We start from the raw sequence: 18,461 nt of genomic DNA, 5'->3' as shown, positions 1-18,461 counted from the left end.
TAAAAGCAAAACCGCCGGGCTTGCGTCCGGCGGTTCGCAGGTTTGCCTATATGTCCGTGCCGATCAATAGGGGCAGGCGTTGTCGGTGGTGTAGTCGTGCACCTCGATCTTGCCGGCGATGATGTCGGCCTTGGCCTTTTCGACCGCGGCCTTCATCTCGTCGGTCACCAGCGCCTTGTTGTTGTCGTCCATGGCGTAGTCGACGCCGCCCTCCTTGAGGCCGAGATTTTGCAGGCCGCCCTTGAAGGTGCCGTTCTTGCCATCCATGAAGGCGGTGTAGACGGCGACGTCGACGCGCTTCAGCATCGAGGTCAGCACCTTGCCGGGCTGGAGGCCGTTCTGGTTGGAATCGACGCCGATGCCGAGCTTGCCCGCATCAGCCGCCGCCTGCAGCACACCGACGCCGGTGCCGCCGGCCGCGGCGTAAACCACGTCGGAGCCCTGGTCGATCTGCGTCTTGGCGATCTCGCCGCCCTTGGCCGGATCGTTCCACGCGGCCGGCGTGTCGCCGGTCATGTTCTGGATGACTTCGGTCGCGCCAGCCGACTTGGCACCGCCGACATAGCCGCATTCGAACTTGCGGATCAGCGGGATGTCCATGCCGCCGACGAAGGAGACCTTCTTCGACTTCGATGCCATCGCGGCCATGATGCCGACGAGGTAAGAGCCTTCGTTCTCCTTGAATACCAGCGAGCGGACATTGGGCAGGTCGACGGCATCGTCGATGATGGCGAAGTTGAGATCGGTATATTCGGCCGCGACCTTCTTCAGCGCGTCCTCCCAGGCGAAGCCGGCCATGACGATCGGGTTGTGGCCGTCCTCGGCGAAGCGGCGCAGCGCCTGCTCGCGCTGCGAAGCGTTGGACACCTCGAACTCGACATAGGGGACGCCGGTCTCGGTCTTGAACTTCTCGGCGCCGTTATAGGCCGCTTCGTTGAAGGATTTGTCGAACTTGCCGCCGAGATCATAGAGGACGGCCGGCTGGACATCCGCGGCGAAAGCCGGGAGAACCATTGCGGTTGCGGCCAGGAGGCCGAGAACGATACGTTTCATGTGATCCACACCCTGTCGGTTATTTTTTCCGTTACGCACCGCCTGCCTGCCCGGTTCACCGGCAGGCACGCGACGTCAGCATGGAGTGTATTCCCCTCCCGCTCCCGGGCAATCTGGCACGGGCCGAAACAAAATTCACGCGGAATTTTGACCTTTTGGAAAAGCATGGCGCGGGCAAACCTCGCCACGACTCGATCGTTGCGCGAATGGCTCCAGGCGGAGGTGCGCGGCCTTCCTTCCCGATGGATTCAAGAGGCGGATCAGGTTCCGGCGAATTGCCCGGTGCGCCGCTGCCGCCGGTAGCCGACCGCATAGAGCAGGAAGGCGAGAACCGCGAAGACGGCGAAGCCGGGCTGGTTGAGCACCCAGGCGACGATGCCGTCCCAAACAAGCGAACCGGCCTTGGCGCGGACAAAGGTCTCGAACGCCGCCCGCGTGTCCGGTGAGACGGCGAGCCAACTGGCGTTGAGCGGTGTCAGCACAAGTGCCGAGGCCGCGACCGTGCGCGTCGTGTCGAGCACCGCCATGATGACGGAGACCGACAGCGCGACCATGGCCGCCAGACGAAAGACGAAGCGAAACATCAGGAACCTTCCTCCGGGCCAGTCCTCCTCCCGAGGGCCTTCCGGTTTCAAGACGAGAGATAGAATGGGTGTGCCTGGTTCGCAATCGCGACACGCGAATTTGAGGCCAGGCCTATGCCACCGGCTGGCTTTTTCGCCGGTGGACGAGCCAGACGGCGACAATTCCGCCGCCGATTGCGCCGGCCACCAGCCCTGCCAGGCCGATGAAGGCGGCGAAGTAACCGCAGGCGCCTTCGAAGCAGCCCATGTCGCTGACATCGGCTATCACCGAGCCGGCGAAGAAGCCGGCGACGGCGCTGATGGCGGCGCCAAGAATGATGCCGAGCAAGGCGGCGACGATCGAAACGAAGACCGGCGGCGCTTCGGTTCGCGGCTTGGCGTAGACGGTTTCAGCACTCGAGCCGCGACGCAGCAGGTAGATGCAAAGCACGCCGACGGCGATCTCGGCGCCAGCGATGGCAAGGCCCCTGGCGGAGACGACGAAATCGGGCGCGGCGAGCACATAGGCCTGCCTCGCCAGCACCCAGATGATGGTGGCTACCTGCCACATGGTGAAATGGCGCGGGAAACGCGCCGAGCGGCCGAAGGCGAGGCCGAGCAGGTAAAGGCCCCACAGGATGGTGATGACGTTGGCGACGAGCCCGCCAGAGAGGAAATAGAAGACACTGTCCGGCAGGCTGGAATCGCCGACCAGCCACCAGGCCGATGCCAGGCCATAGACCGACCACGCCATGACGAAGATCAGCCAGCCCACCGGCACGTAGGACAGCCCGCTATCCCCGCGCCCGGCCGGTGCCTGTCCATTGCCCGGCGTTCCGCTGTTCGATGTCATGGACGATGCCCCCGCAAAGCCTCCGCACCACTCGACAGATGGCCGGGTGCGAAGTCAAGCGCGCCGGCCGTAGGGATTTGCCTGTGCACACCATTTGGCGGCAACGCTCTGAGGACGGGCGCCGCGGCGGCCTTGCGAAAGCCTGTGTGGCCGGCAAAGCGAATAGACCGCCATTATGGCTTGGCATTCCGCGCTGGATCGACTAGATGAGCCCCGCGCCTGTTGCTTCGACGGCTCGGGTGCGGGGAAGGGTGTTCGCTGGTTGGCGACGCCGATGGCGCGGAAGCTCCGCATCCCAAGGGAGATGCATCTCCCCAACCCGCGCGGCGAAGCCGGCCGGCGCGACATGCATGGACGGAGAGGTGGCCGAGTGGTTGAAGGCGCACGCCTGGAAAGTGTGTTTACGGGAAACCGTAACGCGGGTTCGAATCCCGCTCTCTCCGCCAGTCCTGCTTCGCTCTTCGAGCTTCGCAGGATTGCCGCGATCGTTTGAACGATACAGGATGCCCTCCGAAGCTTCAGCGCAGGAGGGCAGGTTCGAACTTTCTCCTGTTTTGCCCACAATATCCGTCGTCCGGAATCGAAATCGAGAGATGGCATGCCAGACAATGTAATCGTGCGCGACAGCAATGGCGCTCAATTGAACGACGGCGATTCCGTCACGCTGATCAAAGACCTTAAAGTCAAAGGTACTTTGGAGACGATCAAGCGGGGCACGTTGGTGAAGAACATTCGCCTCAACGGCAATGCCGGCGAGATCGAATGCAACACCAAGCAAGTGAAGGGCCTGGTGCTCAAAACCGAGTTCGTGAAGAAGGCGTGACGTTGATGGCGGCAAGCAGTCTTCATGGCGCTGCTGCACATGGCGGGTGTGTACGGCGCCATGTTGGCGGCCCGTGCATTCGACGATCCGGACCGATTCGCGATGATCACGGAAGCGTTTCTTGCCCGCGTCAGGGCTTGACCAGGCAGCAGCGAACGAAAACGATCAAGACCGCGCGCTTCACTTCAATGCCGCACTGCCCACCATCGGTTTCACAAAGCCGCTGAAACCAGTGCGCTGGTCTTTACGCCGACCCTGCTCGCGGGCAACAACAAACACCCCCAGGACGAACATCGTCCGGAGGGCAAACACCAGCAATCGCACGCGGCGCTAATAAAAAACCGCGCCGCCTCTCAGCGGCGGATGATCACGGCGCGATAGCCGACTTATGGAACGCAGGTGGATGGCGCGCAGAGAGCCGTGACGGCGGATAATTTCTCGCGCTTCACCAAAATCGGCTTTTCGTAAGTCTTTCTCATCTGAAATCCCCCTTTTGGCTCAGATTCCAGCAGAGTCATCGCTTGCGCGCTCTTTGTCAAGCAGCGGCTAAATTGCAGGCGCTGGAGCGTCGGGGCGCATTCATCACTTCAAATCCATTCCGCCGAAATCCTTATAAGATTCCTATTTCTTTGCCGCTCGCGCCGTCTCGAACCTTTATGGTGATCGGGTCCATATAACGCCCCCGACGAACATTTCGGCGCCTTTGCGATGAAAACGCGATGGACCGTTTCGAGGTATCGTGGACCTTTCGGTCAAGGTGCCAAGTACAAACCGACGTAGGGAACAACACCAATGGACGTCATTGTTCTGGGAATAGGTATTGTGTTTTTCGCCTTGTCCTTCGCCTACGTCAAAACCTGCGACAGAATTTGATCTGAAGGATCGGACCATGCTTTTCGATTACATTCTCGGTGGCGGCGTAACGTTGTTCCTGCTCGCCTACCTGACCTACGCGCTCATTCGTCCAGAACGCTTCTGAAGGCACGGAAAGCCACGGCCATGACATTGAACGGTTGGATACAGATCCTGGTCTTTTGCGGGATCGTCGTTTTGCTGGTGAAGCCGCTTGGCGGCTACATGTACCGCGTCTTCAACGGCGATCGCACATTGCTTTCGCCTGTTCTCGGCCCGCTCGAGCGCGGGCTCTATCGCATTTGCGGAACCAGCGAGCGCGAGGAGCAGCACTGGACAGCCTATGCGGCGGCCTTGCTGCTGTTCAACCTTGCCGGGTTCCTCATGCTCTATGTGCTGCAGCGCCTGCAAGGCAGCCTGCCCTATAATCCGGCCGGCATGGGCGCTGTCGAACCGGGGCTCGCCTTCAACACCGCCGCCAGCTTCATGACCAACACCAACTGGCAGAACTACGGCGGCGAAAGCACGATGTCCTACCTCGTGCAGATGGCCGGGCTGACCGTGCAGAACTTCCTGTCGGCGGCCACTGGGGTCGCCATCGCCATGGCGCTGATCCGCGGTTTTGCCCGCGCCTCCGGCAAGTCGATCGGCAATTTCTGGGTCGATATGACACGCTGCGTGCTCTACGTGCTTTTGCCGCTCTGCATCGTGCTCACCCTCGTCTATGTCTGGCTCGGCATGCCGCAGACGCTCGGCGCCTATGTCGATGCCACGACGCTCGAAGGCGCGCGGCAGACCATCGCCGTCGGGCCTGTCGCCTCGCAGGTCGCCGTCAAGATGCTCGGCACCAATGGCGGCGGGTTCTTCAATGCCAATGCCGCGCATCCGTTCGAGAACCCCGACGCCATCTCCAACCTGATCCAGATGGTGACGATCTTCGCCCTGGGCGCGGCGCTGACCAACGTCTTCGGCCGCATGGTCGGCAACCAGCGGCAGGGCTGGGCGATCCTTGCCTCGATGGGCGTGCTGTTCGTCGCCGGCGTCGCCGTCTGCTACTGGGCGGAAGCCGCGGGCAATCCGCTGGTCCATGCGCTGGGCATCGGCGGCGGCAACATGGAAGGCAAGGAGACCCGCTTCGGCATAGCGCTCTCGGCGCTGTTCGCGGTGATCACCACTGCGGCCTCCTGCGGCGCGGTCAACGCCATGCATGACAGCTTCACCGCGCTCGGCGGCATGATCCCGCTCATCAACATGCAACTCGGCGAGGTCATCGTCGGCGGCGTCGGCGCCGGGTTCTACGGCATCCTGATGTTCATCCTGATCGCCGTCTTCGTCGCCGGCCTCATGGTCGGCCGCACGCCCGAATATCTGGGCAAGAAGATCGAGGCCAAGGAGGTCAAGATGGCGATGCTGGCGATCCTGTGCCTGCCGCTGGCGATGCTGATCTTCACGGCCATCGCGGTGGTCCTGCCAAGTGCCGTGGCGTCGATCGCCAATGGCGGGCCGCATGGCTTCTCCGAGATCCTCTACGCCTACACTTCCGCCGCGGCGAACAACGGCTCGGCCTTCGGCGGCCTCAGCGGCAACACGCCCTGGTACAACATCACGCTGGGCCTCGGCATGCTCATGGGCCGCTTCCTGGTCATCGTCCCGGCACTTGCCATCGCCGGTTCGCTGGCGGCGAAGAAGACCGTGCCCGCCTCGGCCGGTACCTTCCCGACCGACGGTCCGCTGTTCGTCGGCCTGCTGGTCGGCGTCATCGTCATCGTCGGCGGCCTGACCTTCTTCCCGGCGCTGGCGGTCGGGCCGATTGTCGAGCATCTGGCCGCGATCCACGGGCAGACCTTCTGAACGGCCATGTCCTGGTTCGGCAGCATGCGTCGCAAGATCCGGCCCAAGGCAGGGAATGAGGGCGAGGCAACGCCTCCTCCCTTCCCAGGCCCGTCGACATTCCTGGCCATCGCGGCGGTCATGATCGTGATCTGGCTGCTCGCCTATGGCCCGCCGCATTTCCTTTCGGCATCCGATCGATCGGCGCCGTCCAACAACACCGAAGCCGGAGCTTCAAAATGAGCCAGTCGAAATCAGCGGTCATCATGGATCGCCGCATCCTGTGGCCCGCCATCGGCGGCGCCTTCCGCAAACTCGATCCGCGCACGCTGGCCCGGAACCCGGTGATGTTCGTCGTCGCCGTCGTCTCGGCGCTGACATCAGTGCTGTTCGTCAGGGATCTCGTCACCGGCGGCGGCGATCTGCGCTTCACCTTGCAGATCATCATCTGGCTGTGGTTCACCGTGCTGTTCGCCAATTTCGCCGAAGCCGTCGCCGAGGGGCGTGGCAAGGCGCAGGCGGACTCCTTGCGCAAGGCGCGCACCGAAACCCAGGCCAAGCTCCTGACCGGCGAGGGTCGCGACAAGTTCAAACTGGTGCCCGGCACAAGCCTGAAGGTCGGCGATGTCGTGCTGGTCGAGGCCGGCGACATCATCCCGTCCGACGGCGAGGTGATCGAGGGCGTCGCTTCGGTCAACGAGGCGGCGATCACGGGCGAATCCGCACCCGTCATCCGCGAATCGGGCGGCGACCGCTCGGCGGTCACCGGCGGTACGCAGGTGCTGTCCGACTGGATCCGCGTGCGCATCACCGCCGCTGCCGGCCACACGTTCCTCGACCGCATGATCTCGCTGGTCGAAGGTGCCGAGCGGCAGAAGACGCCGAACGAGATCGCGCTCAACATCCTGCTGGTCGGCATGACGTTGATTTTCGTGCTGGCCACCGCGACGATCCCGAGCTTTGCTTCCTATTCCGGCGGCTACATCCCGGTGACGGTGCTCGTCGCCCTGTTCGTGACCCTGATCCCGACCACGATCGGTGCGCTGCTGTCGGCCATCGGCATCGCCGGCATGGACCGCTTGGTGCGCTTCAACGTGCTGGCCATGTCGGGCCGCGCGGTCGAGGCCGCCGGCGACGTCGACACGCTGCTGCTCGACAAGACCGGCACGATCACGCTCGGCAATCGCCAGGCGACCGAGTTCCGCCCGGTCAAGGGCGTCAGCGAGCAGGAACTGGCCGATGCGGCCCAGCTTGCCTCGCTCGCCGACGAGACCCCGGAAGGCCGCTCCATCGTGGTGCTGGCCAAGGAGAAGTATGCCATCCGCGCCCGCGACATGGCGACGTTGCACGCGACCTTCGTGCCTTTCACCGCGCAGACCCGCATGAGCGGCGTCGACATGGACGGCTCCTCGGTACGCAAGGGCGCGGTCGATTCGATCCTTTCCCATGTCAACCAGTCGACCGTCGCCGCCCATGGCGCGCGGCCCGGCAGCGACACCGTGCGCGATTTGCAGGCGATCGCCGACGAGGTCGCCAAGTCGGGCGGCACGCCGCTGGCGGTCGAGAGGGACGGACGCCTGCTCGGCATCGTCCACCTCAAGGACATCGTCAAGGGCGGCATCAGGGAGCGCTTCGCCGAACTGCGCGGCATGGGGATCCGTACCGTGATGATCACCGGCGACAATCCTATGACGGCGGCGGCCATTGCCGCCGAAGCCGGCGTCGACGATTTCCTCGCCCAGGCGACGCCCGAGGACAAGCTGAAGCTGATCCGCGACGAGCAGGCCAAGGGCAAGCTGGTCGCCATGTGCGGCGACGGCACCAATGATGCCCCCGCCCTCGCGCAGGCCGATGTCGGCGTCGCCATGAACACCGGCACGGTCGCCGCCCGCGAGGCCGGCAACATGGTCGACCTCGACAGCGATCCGACCAAGCTGATCGAGATCGTCGAGATCGGCAAGGCGCTGCTGATGACGCGCGGTTCGCTGACCACCTTCTCCATCGCCAACGACGTGGCCAAGTATTTCGCCATCATCCCGGCCATGTTCGCCGTCTTCTATGTGGCGCCCGGCCAGACCACCGGTCCGCTGCAGGCGCTCAACATAATGCATCTGGCGACGCCGCAGAGCGCCATCCTGTCGGCCATCATCTTCAACGCGCTGATCATCATCGCGCTGATCCCGCTATCGCTGCGCGGCGTCAAATACCGGGCGATCGGCGCCGGCGCGCTGCTCAGCCGCAACCTTCTCGTCTACGGCCTCGGCGGCATCGTCGTGCCGTTCGTCGGCATCAAGATAATCGACATGGCCGTCACGGCCCTCGGCCTCGCATAAGGATCGTTCCGATGCTCAAGCAAATCAGACCCGCGATCGTCATGATCGTCTTCTTCACCGTGTTGACCGGCCTCGTCTATCCCCTGGGCATGACCGGCATCGCCCAGGCCCTGTTCCCCCGGCAAGCCAATGGCAGCCTCGTCGAGAAGGACGGCAAGGTGATCGGCTCCGAACTGATCGGCCAGGTCTTCGCCAGCGACAAATATTTCCATGGCAGGCCCTCGGCCGCCGGAAACGGCTATGACGCCGGTGCCTCCGGCGGTTCCAATCTCGGTCCGACCAACCCGAAACTCATCGATCGCATCAAGGGCGACGCCGAAAGGCTGAAGGCGGAGAATCCGAACCAGCCCGTCCCGATGGATCTTGTGACGACGTCCGGCAGCGGCCTCGATCCCGATATCAGCCCAGAAGCGGCCTATTTTCAGGTCGCCCGGGTGGCCAGGGCGAGGGGCATCGACGAAGCCCGGATCAAGGCGCTTGTCGACGGCCAGGTCGAGGACAGGGAGTTGGGCTTCATGGGAGAACCGGTGGTCAATGTGCTCGCCCTCAACCTTGCCCTGGACGCCGCCAAATAGCGAATGGCGGGAACCGGGGATCGACAGTATCCCCGGCGCCATTCATGATCGAACCCGATGCCGGACGACAGAAACACCGAAAACAGACCTTCCCCCGACGCGCTGCTCGAGCATGCCGGGCGGGAAGGGCGCGGCCGTCTGCGGATATTCCTCGGTGCCGCGCCCGGCGTCGGCAAGACATACGAGATGCTGATGTCGGGCCGTGCCCGCCTGGCCGACGGCATCGACGTCGTGATCGGCGTCGTCGAGACACACGGCCGCAAGGAGACGCTGGCGCTGGTCGAGGGCTATGAGGTCATTCCCCGCCGCCAGGTCGAATACAGGGGCCGCGTGCTCGAGGAGATGGATATCGACGCCATCCTCGCGCGGCGTCCTGCGCTGGTCCTCGTCGACGAACTCGCCCACACCAATGCGCCCGGTAGCCGCCACCCCAAGCGCTACCTCGACGTCCAGGAGGTTATGGCGCAAGGGATCGACGTCTACACGACGCTCAACATCCAGCACGTCGAGAGCCTCAACGACGTCGTCGCCCAGATCACGCGCGTCAGGGTCCGCGAGACCGTTCCCGATTCCCTCATCGACCAGGCCGACGATGTCGAAATCATCGACCTGACGCCCGACGACCTGATCAAGCGGCTCGAGGAAGGCAAGGTCTATTTCCCCAACACCGCCCAGCGCGCCATGGAGAATTATTTCTCGCCCGGCAATCTAACGGCGCTGAGGGAGCTGGCGCTGCGCCGTACCGCGCAGCGTGTCGACGAGCAGTTGCTCAACCACATGCGATCTCATGCCATCCAGGGCCCTTGGGCGGCCGGGGAAAGGGTGCTCGTCTGCCTCGATGCGCGTCCGGGCGGGGCGGCCCGCGTGCGCTATGCGCGCCGGCTGGCCGACAGGCTGCGGGCGCCGTGGACGGCGCTTCACGTCGATACGCCGCGCGCGGCCGCGATGTCCGAGGCGGACAAGGACCGGCTGGCGACAAATCTGCGCCTCGCCGAACAGCTCGGCGCCGAGGTGACGACCATTCCGGGCCAAAGCGTGGCGCAGGACATCGTACGCCACGCGACCGCGAACAACTTTACCCACATCGTGGTCGGCAGACCGACGCGGTCGCGCTGGCGGGAATTGATCGAGGGCTCGCTCACCTATGATCTGATCCGCAATGCCGGCGACATCAGCGTCCATGTCATTTCGGGAAGCGCGCGCCATGCCGAGGCGTCCTCGAGGAGGGTCATCGCGGCGGCAGAACAGGGTCAGTTTCAGATCTGGCCCTATCTGTTCGCCACGGCCTATGTAGCGGGCTCATTGGCGGTCGGCACGGTTCTCGACCAGTTTCTCGACGTCCGCAATCTCGCGATCGTTCTCTTGCTGGCGGTGCTGACATCGGCGGTGACCTTCGGACTCTGGCCAGCGCTGTATGCGTGTTTCCTGAGTGCACTTGTCTTCAATTATTTCTTCCTCGAACCGCGCTACACGCTGACGATCAGGGACCCCGAGAGCATCGTCGCATTCGCGGTCTTCCTGGTCGTCGCCATCATCGCCAGCAATCTGACGGCGCGCGTGCAGCGCCAGGCCGCGGCCGCGCGCTCTCGGGCAAAGGCCACGGAAGACATCTATCTGTTTTCCAAGAAGCTAGCCGGCGCCGGCACGCTCGACGATATTCTGTGGGCCACCGCCTTCCAGATCGCCTCGATGCTGAAGCTGCGCGTGGTGCTGCTCCTGCCCGAAGACGGCACGATCACCGTCAAGGCCGGTTATCCGCCCGACGACACGCTGGCCGAGGCCGACATCGCCGCCGCCCGCTGGGCCTGGGAGCACGACCGCGCCGCCGGCCGTGGCGCCGATACGCTGCCCGGAGCAAAACGGCTCTATCTTCCCCTGCGGACCGGGCGCACGGCGGTCGGCGTGATCGGCCTCGACAATGACAAGCAAGGTCCGCTGCTGACACCCGAGCAGCAGCGTCTTCTCGATGCGCTGGCCGACCAGGCCGCGGTGGCGATCGAACGCATCCAGCTCGTCGCCGATGTCGACCGCGCCAAGCTCGCCGCCGAAGCCGACCGGCTGCGCTCGGCGTTGCTGACCTCCATCTCCCATGATCTGAAGACCCCGCTCTCGGCCATCATGGGGGCAGCCGGCACGCTCAGGGAATTCGCACCGGCGCTCCCCGAACAGGACAGGGCGGAGCTTTTGTCGACGGTGGTCGACGAATCGGAACGGCTGAACCGCTTCATCGCCAATCTGCTCGACATGACCAAGATCGAATCCGGCGCAATGGAGCCGAACCACGCCTTCCACTATGTCGGCGATATCGTCGGCACCGCGCTCGCCCGTGCCCGCAAGATTACCAGCGAGCACAAGACCGACATCGATATTGCGCCCGACCTGCCGATGGTGAGGCTTGATCCCGTATTGTTCGAGCAGGTGCTGTTCAACCTTCTGGACAATGCGTCGAAATATTCGCCGCCGGGCTCGACGATCCGCATACAGGGGTGGACCGACAACGGGTCCGTCTTCCTGCAAGTCATGGATGAGGGGCCGGGCATCCCGGCGCAGGACCTGGAACGCGTGTTCGACACCTTTTACCGGGTCCGCAAGGGCGATCAGGTGCGCGCCGGCACAGGGCTCGGCCTGTCGATCTGCCGCGGCTTCATCGAGGCGATGGGCGGCACGATCTCGGCCGCCAACCGGACTGACCGCTCCGGTGCCACATTCACCATCCGGATGCCGGTGCCAGGAGAACTACCTGAAGTCGGCAATCGCGAGCCCAGTGTGGATCGGCTTTGATGACCAACTCGAACGTCAAGATATTGGTCGTCGACGACGAGCCGCCGATCCGTAAGCTGCTGCGGGTCGGCCTCGGCAGCCAGGGCTACGCGGTCAGCGAGGCGCCGAACGCCAAAGCGGCGATCGAGCTGATGGAAGCGGAAGGGCCGGATCTCGTGCTGCTCGATCTCGGCCTGCCCGGCATGAGCGGCCATGAATTGCTGCGCAAATGGCGCGACGACGGCCTCGACGTCCCGGTGGTGATCCTTTCCAGCCGCACCGACGAGGCCGGTATCGTCAACGCGCTCGAACTCGGCGCCGACGATTACGTCACCAAGCCGTTCGGCATGAACGAGCTGGTGGCGCGCATCCGCATGGCGCTGCGGCACAAGTTCCAGCAACAGGGCGAGAAGCCTGTTTTCCAGACCGGCGAGCTTTCGGTCGACCTGGTCAAGCGCATCGTCAAGGTCGAGGGCAGGGAGATAAAGCTCTCGCCGAAGGAATACGACATTCTGCGCATCCTGGTGCAGCACGCCGGCAAGGTGCTGACCCACCATTTTATGCTGAAGCAGATCTGGGACGATACGACGGACGTGCAGTATCTCAGGGTCTATGTCCGGCAGCTTAGGCAGAAGATCGAGAACACCCCCGACCAGCCGCGCTACATCACCACCGAGACAGGTGTCGGCTATCGCCTGCGCGTCGAGTGAAACGCTGACTCGCCCGAACCTTCCTGGAATTGCTCTAGCCGATCGCTTGCAATGGCCGGTTTACGGCTGCCGAGGCACGCAGGGCGGCCAGGCAGCCGAGAAGCCCGAGCGGGACGAAGGCGAGGAACAGCCAGCTCGCGACATTGGCGGCGGCGTCGTGGTCCAAGCCTTGCGAAAAGCCGCTGGCATTGGCGACGATGCCGGCGAGTGCGGCACCCACCGCATAGCCGATGCGCTGCATGGTGGGCACCGCCGCCGAGGCGATGGTCTGCTCGCCTTCAGGCGCGGAGGCGACGATGACGCGCGTCAGGAACGGCCAGGCGATGCCGAAGCCGCCTCCCTGCAACAGGGCGCATACCAGGATCAGCGGAATGGAACCCAGTGGTATCGTATAAGCGAAGCCGGCGATACCGGCAGCGATCATCAGCGCGCCACAGACAATGATCAGCCGCTCGCGTTGCGGCGGGGCGTTGGCGACAAGAATCGACAGGATCGACCAGGCGATCGATTCGGCGGCGATGATGTAGCCGGTGGTCATGAGCGGAATGTCGTGGAGGCTGGTCAGCAGCAGCGGTCCGTAGAGACCGAAGGAACAGGTCGCCACCGAAAAGGCGGCGACCATGGTCATCCCGGCGCCGACCGGCGTGTGCCACGAGAACAGCCGCGCCGGGAAAAGCCGGGAGCGCGGTTTCAGCGCGTCGATGTGGAAGAACAGCACCAGGCCGACCAGACCGAACACCATCAGCAGCGAGGAACGCAGCAAGGCGATGTCGACGCCGGCCGAGGCGATCAGCACCACAGCGACGGCAAGGCAGCCAAGCGCGATGAACGGGAAGGGCGGAGCCTTGCCGGCGTTCGTGCTGGGCCTCGTCGCCTCCGGCGTGTCGAGCACGATGAAGCTTGCCAGCGCCATGACGGTGCCCCCGAAAGTGAAGATGCCGAAGGCCCAGCGCCACGACAGGAGCTCGGTCATGATCGCGCCCAGCATCGGGCCGCTGAACGCGGCGACGCCCCAGATCGCCGACATGATGCCGAAAAGCTGCGGCCAGATGGCGCGCGCAAACAGCCGTTCGACCGAGACGAAGGCCAGCGACACCAGCGCGCCGCCGCCAAGCCCCTCGATCAGGCGGCCGGCGAGGAACAATTGCATGGAAGGCGAAGTGGCGCAGATCAGCGCGCCGGCCGCGTAAAGCAGGGCGGCGACCATCATGTTGGTGCGCAGCGCGACGTAGCTAACCAGCCGTCCGGCGGCGGCGCCAGCGACGATGGCGCCGAGCTCGTAGATCGCCAGCGACCAGCCGACGAGCTGGACGCCGGCCAGTTCGCCGACCATGGCGGGCATCACCGTCGCAACCATCGTTTCGTTGGTGGCGTGCAGCAGGATGCCAAGGCTGACAAAGCAGAAGCGGGCCAGATCGCCGCTTGCCCACAATGCGCGCCAGTCGACCCTGTTTGTCCTGATGCCGGTCATTTCGATCCCTCGAATTTTCATATCCTGATGCAAGCGCATGGCGCCAGGAGCCAGTTCGGGCTTCCGGCAGGACCATGCGCGATCAAGAGCGCCAGAGCGCCTTTTGCGCCCGACCGGGCTTGCTGCTCGGCCGGGACGGGTTTGTAGAACCTCAACCAGGCTTGAGCTCAAGCGATTTTTACTGTTCGAGTTGGCCTCAGGCCTTCGTCATCCTAGGGCGGAGCAAGGAGCGCAGCGACGCGGCGCCGACTCTAGGATCCATGCCGCGACTTCAGAGCGCTGCTACGGTGCGGAATCCGTTTCGCTGCACTCCTCGACAATGGGCATCTGTCCGGCTTCCGCGCCGCAGGGAGAGGGGTCGTGGAGCCCAAGGCTCCATGGATCTACTTGAGCGAGTGGATCAGTTCGAGCGAGGTCACGGCGACCGCGAGGTTGACGCCGGTCTGCGCCTGGACGCTGAGCGGCTCCAGCATGAAGGCGCTGTCAAAGCCGCCGACCAGCAGGTTGGCGCCGCCGCCGGTCACGATGCTCGCCTCGGCATTGACGCCGTAATAGCTGCCGGCGAGATCGCCCGCATCGCGATCGCGGGTTGCCGCCAGCACGGCCCAGACCAACTGGCCCTGATGGGTCTTGCCGACATCGACGCCAAGCTTGGAGATGACGCCGGTGTAAACCTCGGACGGTCCATGATGAGAGGGGCGGAAGACGCAGGACACGCCCTTGTTGGAGGTCACGATATAGGCGGTGCCGCCATCGATGGTGCAGTCGAGGGTGCCCAGCTGCAGCTTGCCGGCGCTGGCCGGAGCGGCGACGAATGCCGTCGTGATGAGGGCAGCGGCGCAGGCGAGTTTCTTGATCATGGGAGGGTCCTTTCGCGAATTGCTTCAAAGTAACGGCTTGGGTGGCCAGACCGTTCCGCTGAAAACTTGGCGCGAACAAGGCAAGTGCCGAGAGCCTGCCGCCGGGGTTAACGCGCGGTTGCCGCGGGGATGCCGGTCTGCAACAGCGCGGGTCGCCTTGGACACGCAGAGGACGCCGCGGCGCTTGGAGCGCGTCCGCGGTTCCATGAAACGCCGACGCGCCCTATCTCTTGTTCGACGCAAATTCCGGACGGAAAACCGTCCCGTGGCTTTCCCGGGATTCCCTGGCCGAACGAATGCCGATGTCAGCTGACGCGGGCGAGGCCGTCCTTGGCCGGCTGGTAGGTGGGATTCAGGCGCACGGCTTCGTGATAGGCTTTCGCCGCCTTGGCCTTGTCGCCGCGGCGCTCGTAGATCAGCGCCTGGTTGGCCCAGGCCTCGGCATTCCTGCCGTCGAGCTTGATGGCCATGTTGAAGTCGGAGAAGGCGTTGTCCTCGTCACCCGTCGCCAGGTAGGAGAGGCCGCGGCCGTTGTAGGGCTCGGCGGCATCGGGCGCCAGCGAGATGGCGGTCGAGAAATCCTCGATGGCGAACTTGTGCTGGCCCTGGCTCTGATAGATCAGGCCGCGATTGTGGTAGGCGCGGGCGTCGGTGGTGTCGAGTTGGATCGCCTTCTGGAAATCGTTGAAGGCATCCTGGGTGCGGCCCGCCTTGCGGTAGAGATTGCCGCGGCCGATATAGGCGGCATCGTAATTGCCGTTGATCTGGATCGAACGATTATAGTCCGCGAGAGCGGCTTCCTGGTTGCCGAGGAAGCGTTGGATGAGGGCGCGGTTCGAGTAGGCCTGGTAGAAATTCGGGTTGAGCTGGATGGCCTGGTTGAAATCCTTGAGCGCCGCCTGGTACTGGCCGCCGCGGCCGTAGGCCGAGCCGCGCACATTGTAGGCTTCGGGATCCTGGGGGCTGCGCTGGATGACCGCCGACAGCGAGGCGATGTTCTCGCTCGACCCTTGCGCCTTGTCGATGTTGTTGAACTCGCCGGTTGGGCCTGATGTCTGGCAGCCGGCAAGCAGCAGTCCGGAAAGCAGGGCGGCTGTAAGGGCAAAACCACGCAATGCGGCTCCGCGCTCCACGCTGATTGCGTTCATGTCTGCCCTGTCCTCACTTGCGCCGCGTCATTCAGGCCCGGATCCCCCCTCCGGGCCGGGTCAAAGTCAAAACAAAAAGGTGGCGGCGATTCCGCATCGCGCCACCCTAGCTATCCTTCGAAAAGGACGAAATATTGGCGTAAATCAGCGCGGCGGACGCGCTGCACCGGCGGCACCGCCGGCAGCCACCGGACGCGGCGTCATCGGCAGCAGGCCTTCGCGCTGGGCGCGCTTGCGGGCCAGCTTGCGGGCGCGGCGCACGGCTTCCGCCTTTTCGCGGGCGCGCTTCTCGGAAGGCTTCTCGTAGTGGCCGCGCATCTTCATTTCGCGGAAAATGCCTTCGCGCTGCATCTTCTTCTTGAGCGCGCGAAGCGCCTGATCAACGTTGTTGTCGCGGACGAGTACCTGCACGGGCAATCCTGTCTTTCGGGTTTGATATCAACAGGCAAGCGGACCATAGACGCTTGCCTCCGCGGCGCTCTACACCACGAATTGGGGCGGCTGATAGCAGAATCAGGCCGCGCTGTCCACAGTGGAAATGAAGAATGGCCGAATGGAGAACGGCATCGAGCCGAAATAAAAAACCCGCCTTGGCGGCGGGCCCCGGCGCGACTTAGCACCATACCGAAAATACTAGCATAGCTGCCCTCACTTGTCCAGCGAAATCCGGGGCGAAATGATCCGGGCTGGTGGCCTGGAGGCTGGCTTTGCGTTGCTTCCTTGGCCAAATCCCTATGCGGGTGCCAGATGCAGCCGCTCGAAATCCTCGAAGAACTCGCCATAGTCGCAGGTGATCTCCTCGCCCACGGCGATGTCGCGGGTCGCGATCGCGCCACCATATTGCGAAAAATCGGTATTCGGCGTCGCGGCGTGGTTCATGAAGCGGCCATTGTCGACCTCATAGACCATGAAGCCGGGACGGTCCGGGCTTGGATAGGCATAGCGGTCGAGCAATTCCCTGAGATGCGGGGGCGCCGCCTGGTATTCGTCCATCGGGATCAGCCGGTCGAAATCGGGGTCGAGCCGCCAGATCGAGGCGCCCTTCCCGATCGGCTCGGCGGCGAACACGCCGACGCCCTCGATAGCGCTCGCAGCGACATAGGTTCGGATCAGCATCATGTTCCAGGACCTGCGTTTGACAGGGAACGCAATCGCCAAATCCCGCGCAAAAAGCAAGAGCGGCTGTCCCTCCCTGCGGCGGCGAACATGTCTACCGGCCGCCAAACCCCTTCACGTCCGGTTGATCGAGACGCCGCCGTCGGCAAACAGCGCGGTCCCGGTGGTGAAGCTCGAGGCGTCGGAGGCGAGGTAGAGCGCCGAGCGGGCGATCTCCTCGGGTTCGGCAACACGCTTCAGCGCATGCAGTCCTTCCACGAAGCCGCGGGACTCGGGGGTCTTGAAGGTTGCCGCCGGGGTGTCGGTACCACCGGGTAGCAGTGCGTTGACCCGTATGCCTCGCGGGCCGTATTCGGCGGCGAGTACCTGCGTCAATCCAATCAGGCCGGCTTTGCTTGCGGCATAGCTGGTCATCCCGGGCATGCCGACCGTGTGGCCGACGAAGGTGGAGGTGAAGATCAACGAGCCACCGCCGCGCTCGATCATCGCCGGCACCTGATATTTCGCGCCGAGAAACGCGCTGGTCAGGTTGGTGTCCAGCGTTTCGCGCCATCCCTCCAGAAGCAGATCCGATACCGGCCCCATCTGGCCGACCGCGCCGGCATTGTTGAAGGCGATGTCGAGACCGCCGAATTTTTCCATGGCAAGATCGACAAGGGCCTTGGCGTAGGATTCGTCCCGGACATCGCCAGCAAGCGCGACCGCCGTGCCGTCGGCGTCGGCGATCTCGGCGACAAGCGCATCGAGCTCTGCCTGGCGGCGCGCGGCGACGATGAGCTTGGCGCCTTCCTCGGCGAAGAGCTTTGCGGTGGCGCGGCCGATGCCGGAACTGGCACCGGTGACGATGGCGATCTTGTTGGCGAGTGCGAGCATCATTTTGCGTCCTTTGCTTCGCGCCAGCTCTGCCGGCGATCGGATGCTTGGTCGCAAATGGAGCGGGGCGGAACCACCCGAAACCTGCGGAGGCTGCGCCGCCGGCGCAATCGCCTCCGGGTCAATCTCCAACCTTCTGACGAAGGCCGTGAACAGCCGGCGCCCGGAAGAGGTGGCAAATTCGAAAGGCTGAAGCGATGGCCGTATCGTCCCGAACTATTGCCGCAGTAGCCATCCCAGGCGGTCGAGCGAGAAGGCGTAGCTGACGGCGACGAGCATGGCGGCGAGGATGCCAATGGTCGTATGGCCGGTCAGATAAAATCCAGCCGCGCCGCCGAACAGAATGGCGAGTTCCAGCACCAGCCGCACCGCACCCGAAACCGGCACCGGTGCGCGGCCCGATCGGCTTGGATCGTCGAGCACCGCGAAGGTACCCCACAAGACAGCGGCGATGAATGGCAAGGCCAGAGCCGGAATCCAGCGCCACAACCCGTCCAAGAGGCTCCAGCCCCAGATGCCGAGGCCGAGCAAGGCGGCAAGCTCCAGCAGGAAGCGTAATGTCAGGTTCCACCAGGCGTTGCCCACAATCGTCCTCCGGTTTCGCGCAAAGGCAATGTGACCGGAAGCGGCCATAGGCGCCA

The 18,461-nt window shown here is 64.1% G+C and carries 18 protein-coding genes and 1 tRNA gene; 9 read left to right on the top strand and 10 right to left on the bottom strand.

The window, feature by feature from the left end:
* Positions 1 to 63: 63 nt before the first annotated feature.
* The 3 genes from NKJ26_RS18305 to NKJ26_RS18295 all read right to left on the bottom strand — a co-directional run bounded on the left by NKJ26_RS18305 (position 64) and on the right by NKJ26_RS18295 (position 2,469).
* Entirely contained in the window at positions 64 to 1,053 is a 990-nt protein-coding gene (locus NKJ26_RS18305) for a BMP family lipoprotein (RefSeq protein ID WP_352602201.1), read from the bottom strand.
* 260 nt (positions 1,054 to 1,313) lie between these two features.
* Entirely contained in the window at positions 1,314 to 1,637 is a 324-nt protein-coding gene (locus tag NKJ26_RS18300; protein ID WP_352602199.1) for a hypothetical protein, read from the bottom strand.
* Between the two features lie 112 nt (positions 1,638 to 1,749).
* The gene (locus tag NKJ26_RS18295; RefSeq protein WP_352696411.1) at positions 1,750 to 2,469 is read right to left on the bottom strand and encodes a hypothetical protein; all 720 of its coding nucleotides are present in this window, start codon (positions 2,467 to 2,469) and stop codon (positions 1,750 to 1,752) included.
* A 356-nt stretch (positions 2,470 to 2,825) separates the two neighbouring features.
* On the opposite strand from NKJ26_RS18295, the gene NKJ26_RS18290 reads away from it, so the two are divergent.
* From NKJ26_RS18290 to NKJ26_RS18250, 9 genes are all read left to right on the top strand, one after another.
* Positions 2,826 to 2,915, top strand: a tRNA-Ser gene (locus tag NKJ26_RS18290).
* Between the two features lie 152 nt (positions 2,916 to 3,067).
* Entirely contained in the window at positions 3,068 to 3,292 is a 225-nt protein-coding gene (locus tag NKJ26_RS18285) for an alkylphosphonate utilization protein (RefSeq protein ID WP_352696410.1), read from the top strand.
* A gap of 889 nt (positions 3,293 to 4,181) precedes the next feature.
* Complete coding sequence (gene kdpF, locus NKJ26_RS18280) at positions 4,182 to 4,271, top strand: K(+)-transporting ATPase subunit F (RefSeq protein ID WP_032919213.1); 90 nt, start codon at positions 4,182 to 4,184, stop codon at positions 4,269 to 4,271.
* 20 nt (positions 4,272 to 4,291) lie between these two features.
* A complete protein-coding gene (gene kdpA, locus NKJ26_RS18275; RefSeq protein WP_352696409.1) occupies positions 4,292 to 5,995 on the top strand; it encodes a potassium-transporting ATPase subunit KdpA in 1,704 nt (567 codons plus the stop codon).
* Between the two features lie 24 nt (positions 5,996 to 6,019).
* The gene (locus tag NKJ26_RS18270) at positions 6,020 to 6,217 is read left to right on the top strand and encodes a hypothetical protein (protein WP_352696408.1); all 198 of its coding nucleotides are present in this window, start codon (positions 6,020 to 6,022) and stop codon (positions 6,215 to 6,217) included.
* Positions 6,214 to 8,307, top strand: a complete 2,094-nt coding sequence (gene kdpB / locus NKJ26_RS18265) for a potassium-transporting ATPase subunit KdpB (RefSeq protein ID WP_352696407.1) — start codon at positions 6,214 to 6,216, stop codon at positions 8,305 to 8,307. Before NKJ26_RS18270 ends, kdpB begins: the two co-directional genes overlap by 4 nt.
* A gap of 11 nt (positions 8,308 to 8,318) precedes the next feature.
* Positions 8,319 to 8,882 carry a potassium-transporting ATPase subunit KdpC gene (gene kdpC / locus NKJ26_RS18260; protein WP_352696406.1) on the top strand — a complete coding sequence of 188 codons (564 nt, stop codon included), beginning with the start codon at positions 8,319 to 8,321 and terminating at the stop codon, positions 8,880 to 8,882.
* A 57-nt stretch (positions 8,883 to 8,939) separates the two neighbouring features.
* Positions 8,940 to 11,663: a DUF4118 domain-containing protein gene (locus NKJ26_RS18255; protein ID WP_352696405.1), complete on the top strand. Its 2,724-nt coding sequence runs from the start codon at positions 8,940 to 8,942 to the stop codon at positions 11,661 to 11,663.
* Entirely contained in the window at positions 11,663 to 12,352 is a 690-nt protein-coding gene (locus NKJ26_RS18250) for a response regulator transcription factor (RefSeq protein ID WP_352696404.1), read from the top strand. The genes NKJ26_RS18255 and NKJ26_RS18250 overlap by 1 nt, the downstream gene beginning before the upstream one ends.
* A gap of 34 nt (positions 12,353 to 12,386) precedes the next feature.
* On the opposite strand, the gene NKJ26_RS18245 is transcribed toward NKJ26_RS18250, so the two are convergent.
* The 7 genes from NKJ26_RS18245 to NKJ26_RS18215 all read right to left on the bottom strand — a co-directional run bounded on the left by NKJ26_RS18245 (position 12,387) and on the right by NKJ26_RS18215 (position 18,405).
* The gene (locus NKJ26_RS18245) at positions 12,387 to 13,823 is read right to left on the bottom strand and encodes an MFS transporter (protein ID WP_352696403.1); all 1,437 of its coding nucleotides are present in this window, start codon (positions 13,821 to 13,823) and stop codon (positions 12,387 to 12,389) included.
* A gap of 383 nt (positions 13,824 to 14,206) precedes the next feature.
* On the bottom strand, positions 14,207 to 14,683 hold the full coding sequence (locus NKJ26_RS18240; RefSeq protein ID WP_352602180.1) for a DUF992 domain-containing protein: 477 nt from the start codon (positions 14,681 to 14,683) through the stop codon (positions 14,207 to 14,209).
* A 305-nt stretch (positions 14,684 to 14,988) separates the two neighbouring features.
* On the bottom strand, positions 14,989 to 15,831 hold the full coding sequence (locus tag NKJ26_RS18235; RefSeq protein ID WP_352602178.1) for a tetratricopeptide repeat protein: 843 nt from the start codon (positions 15,829 to 15,831) through the stop codon (positions 14,989 to 14,991).
* Between the two features lie 144 nt (positions 15,832 to 15,975).
* Positions 15,976 to 16,242 (bottom strand): 30S ribosomal protein S21, encoded by a 267-nt coding sequence (rpsU, locus tag NKJ26_RS18230; RefSeq protein WP_010911429.1) that lies wholly within the window; start codon positions 16,240 to 16,242, stop codon positions 15,976 to 15,978.
* Between the two features lie 321 nt (positions 16,243 to 16,563).
* Positions 16,564 to 16,950, bottom strand: coding sequence for an SET domain-containing protein (locus tag NKJ26_RS18225; protein ID WP_352696402.1), 387 nt, complete (start codon positions 16,948 to 16,950; stop codon positions 16,564 to 16,566).
* A 111-nt stretch (positions 16,951 to 17,061) separates the two neighbouring features.
* On the bottom strand, positions 17,062 to 17,820 hold the full coding sequence (locus NKJ26_RS18220; protein WP_352696450.1) for an SDR family oxidoreductase: 759 nt from the start codon (positions 17,818 to 17,820) through the stop codon (positions 17,062 to 17,064).
* A gap of 216 nt (positions 17,821 to 18,036) precedes the next feature.
* On the bottom strand, positions 18,037 to 18,405 hold the full coding sequence (locus NKJ26_RS18215; RefSeq protein ID WP_352696401.1) for a YrdB family protein: 369 nt from the start codon (positions 18,403 to 18,405) through the stop codon (positions 18,037 to 18,039).
* Between the last annotated feature and the right edge of the window lie 56 nt (positions 18,406 to 18,461).

Source organism: Mesorhizobium sp. M0152 (assembly GCF_040322415.1).
Classification (GTDB): domain Bacteria; phylum Pseudomonadota; class Alphaproteobacteria; order Rhizobiales; family Rhizobiaceae; genus Mesorhizobium.
The sequence above is the reverse complement of the archived record's forward strand: the minus strand, read 5'-3'. Positions and strand labels throughout refer to the sequence as shown.

Bases quoted from the DNA above. Each gene is read 5' to 3' on its own strand.
- NKJ26_RS18305 (WP_352602201.1), bottom strand. From the start codon at position 1,053: ATGAAACGTATCGTTCTCGGCCTCCTGGCCGCAACCGCAATGGTTCTC.
- NKJ26_RS18300 (WP_352602199.1), bottom strand. From the start codon at position 1,637: ATGTTTCGCTTCGTCTTTCGTCTGGCGGCCATGGTCGCGCTGTCGGTC.
- NKJ26_RS18295 (WP_352696411.1), bottom strand. From the start codon at position 2,469: ATGACATCGAACAGCGGAACGCCGGGCAATGGACAGGCACCGGCCGGG.
- NKJ26_RS18285 (WP_352696410.1), top strand. From the start codon at position 3,068: ATGCCAGACAATGTAATCGTGCGCGACAGCAATGGCGCTCAATTGAAC.
- kdpF (WP_032919213.1), top strand. From the start codon at position 4,182: ATGCTTTTCGATTACATTCTCGGTGGCGGCGTAACGTTGTTCCTGCTC.
- kdpA (WP_352696409.1), top strand. From the start codon at position 4,292: ATGACATTGAACGGTTGGATACAGATCCTGGTCTTTTGCGGGATCGTC.
- NKJ26_RS18270 (WP_352696408.1), top strand. From the start codon at position 6,020: ATGCGTCGCAAGATCCGGCCCAAGGCAGGGAATGAGGGCGAGGCAACG.
- kdpB (WP_352696407.1), top strand. From the start codon at position 6,214: ATGAGCCAGTCGAAATCAGCGGTCATCATGGATCGCCGCATCCTGTGG.
- kdpC (WP_352696406.1), top strand. From the start codon at position 8,319: ATGCTCAAGCAAATCAGACCCGCGATCGTCATGATCGTCTTCTTCACC.
- NKJ26_RS18255 (WP_352696405.1), top strand. From the start codon at position 8,940: ATGCCGGACGACAGAAACACCGAAAACAGACCTTCCCCCGACGCGCTG.
- NKJ26_RS18250 (WP_352696404.1), top strand. From the start codon at position 11,663: ATGACCAACTCGAACGTCAAGATATTGGTCGTCGACGACGAGCCGCCG.
- NKJ26_RS18245 (WP_352696403.1), bottom strand. From the start codon at position 13,823: ATGACCGGCATCAGGACAAACAGGGTCGACTGGCGCGCATTGTGGGCA.
- NKJ26_RS18240 (WP_352602180.1), bottom strand. From the start codon at position 14,683: ATGATCAAGAAACTCGCCTGCGCCGCTGCCCTCATCACGACGGCATTC.
- NKJ26_RS18235 (WP_352602178.1), bottom strand. From the start codon at position 15,831: ATGAACGCAATCAGCGTGGAGCGCGGAGCCGCATTGCGTGGTTTTGCC.
- NKJ26_RS18225 (WP_352696402.1), bottom strand. From the start codon at position 16,950: ATGATGCTGATCCGAACCTATGTCGCTGCGAGCGCTATCGAGGGCGTC.
- NKJ26_RS18220 (WP_352696450.1), bottom strand. From the start codon at position 17,820: ATGCTCGCACTCGCCAACAAGATCGCCATCGTCACCGGTGCCAGTTCC.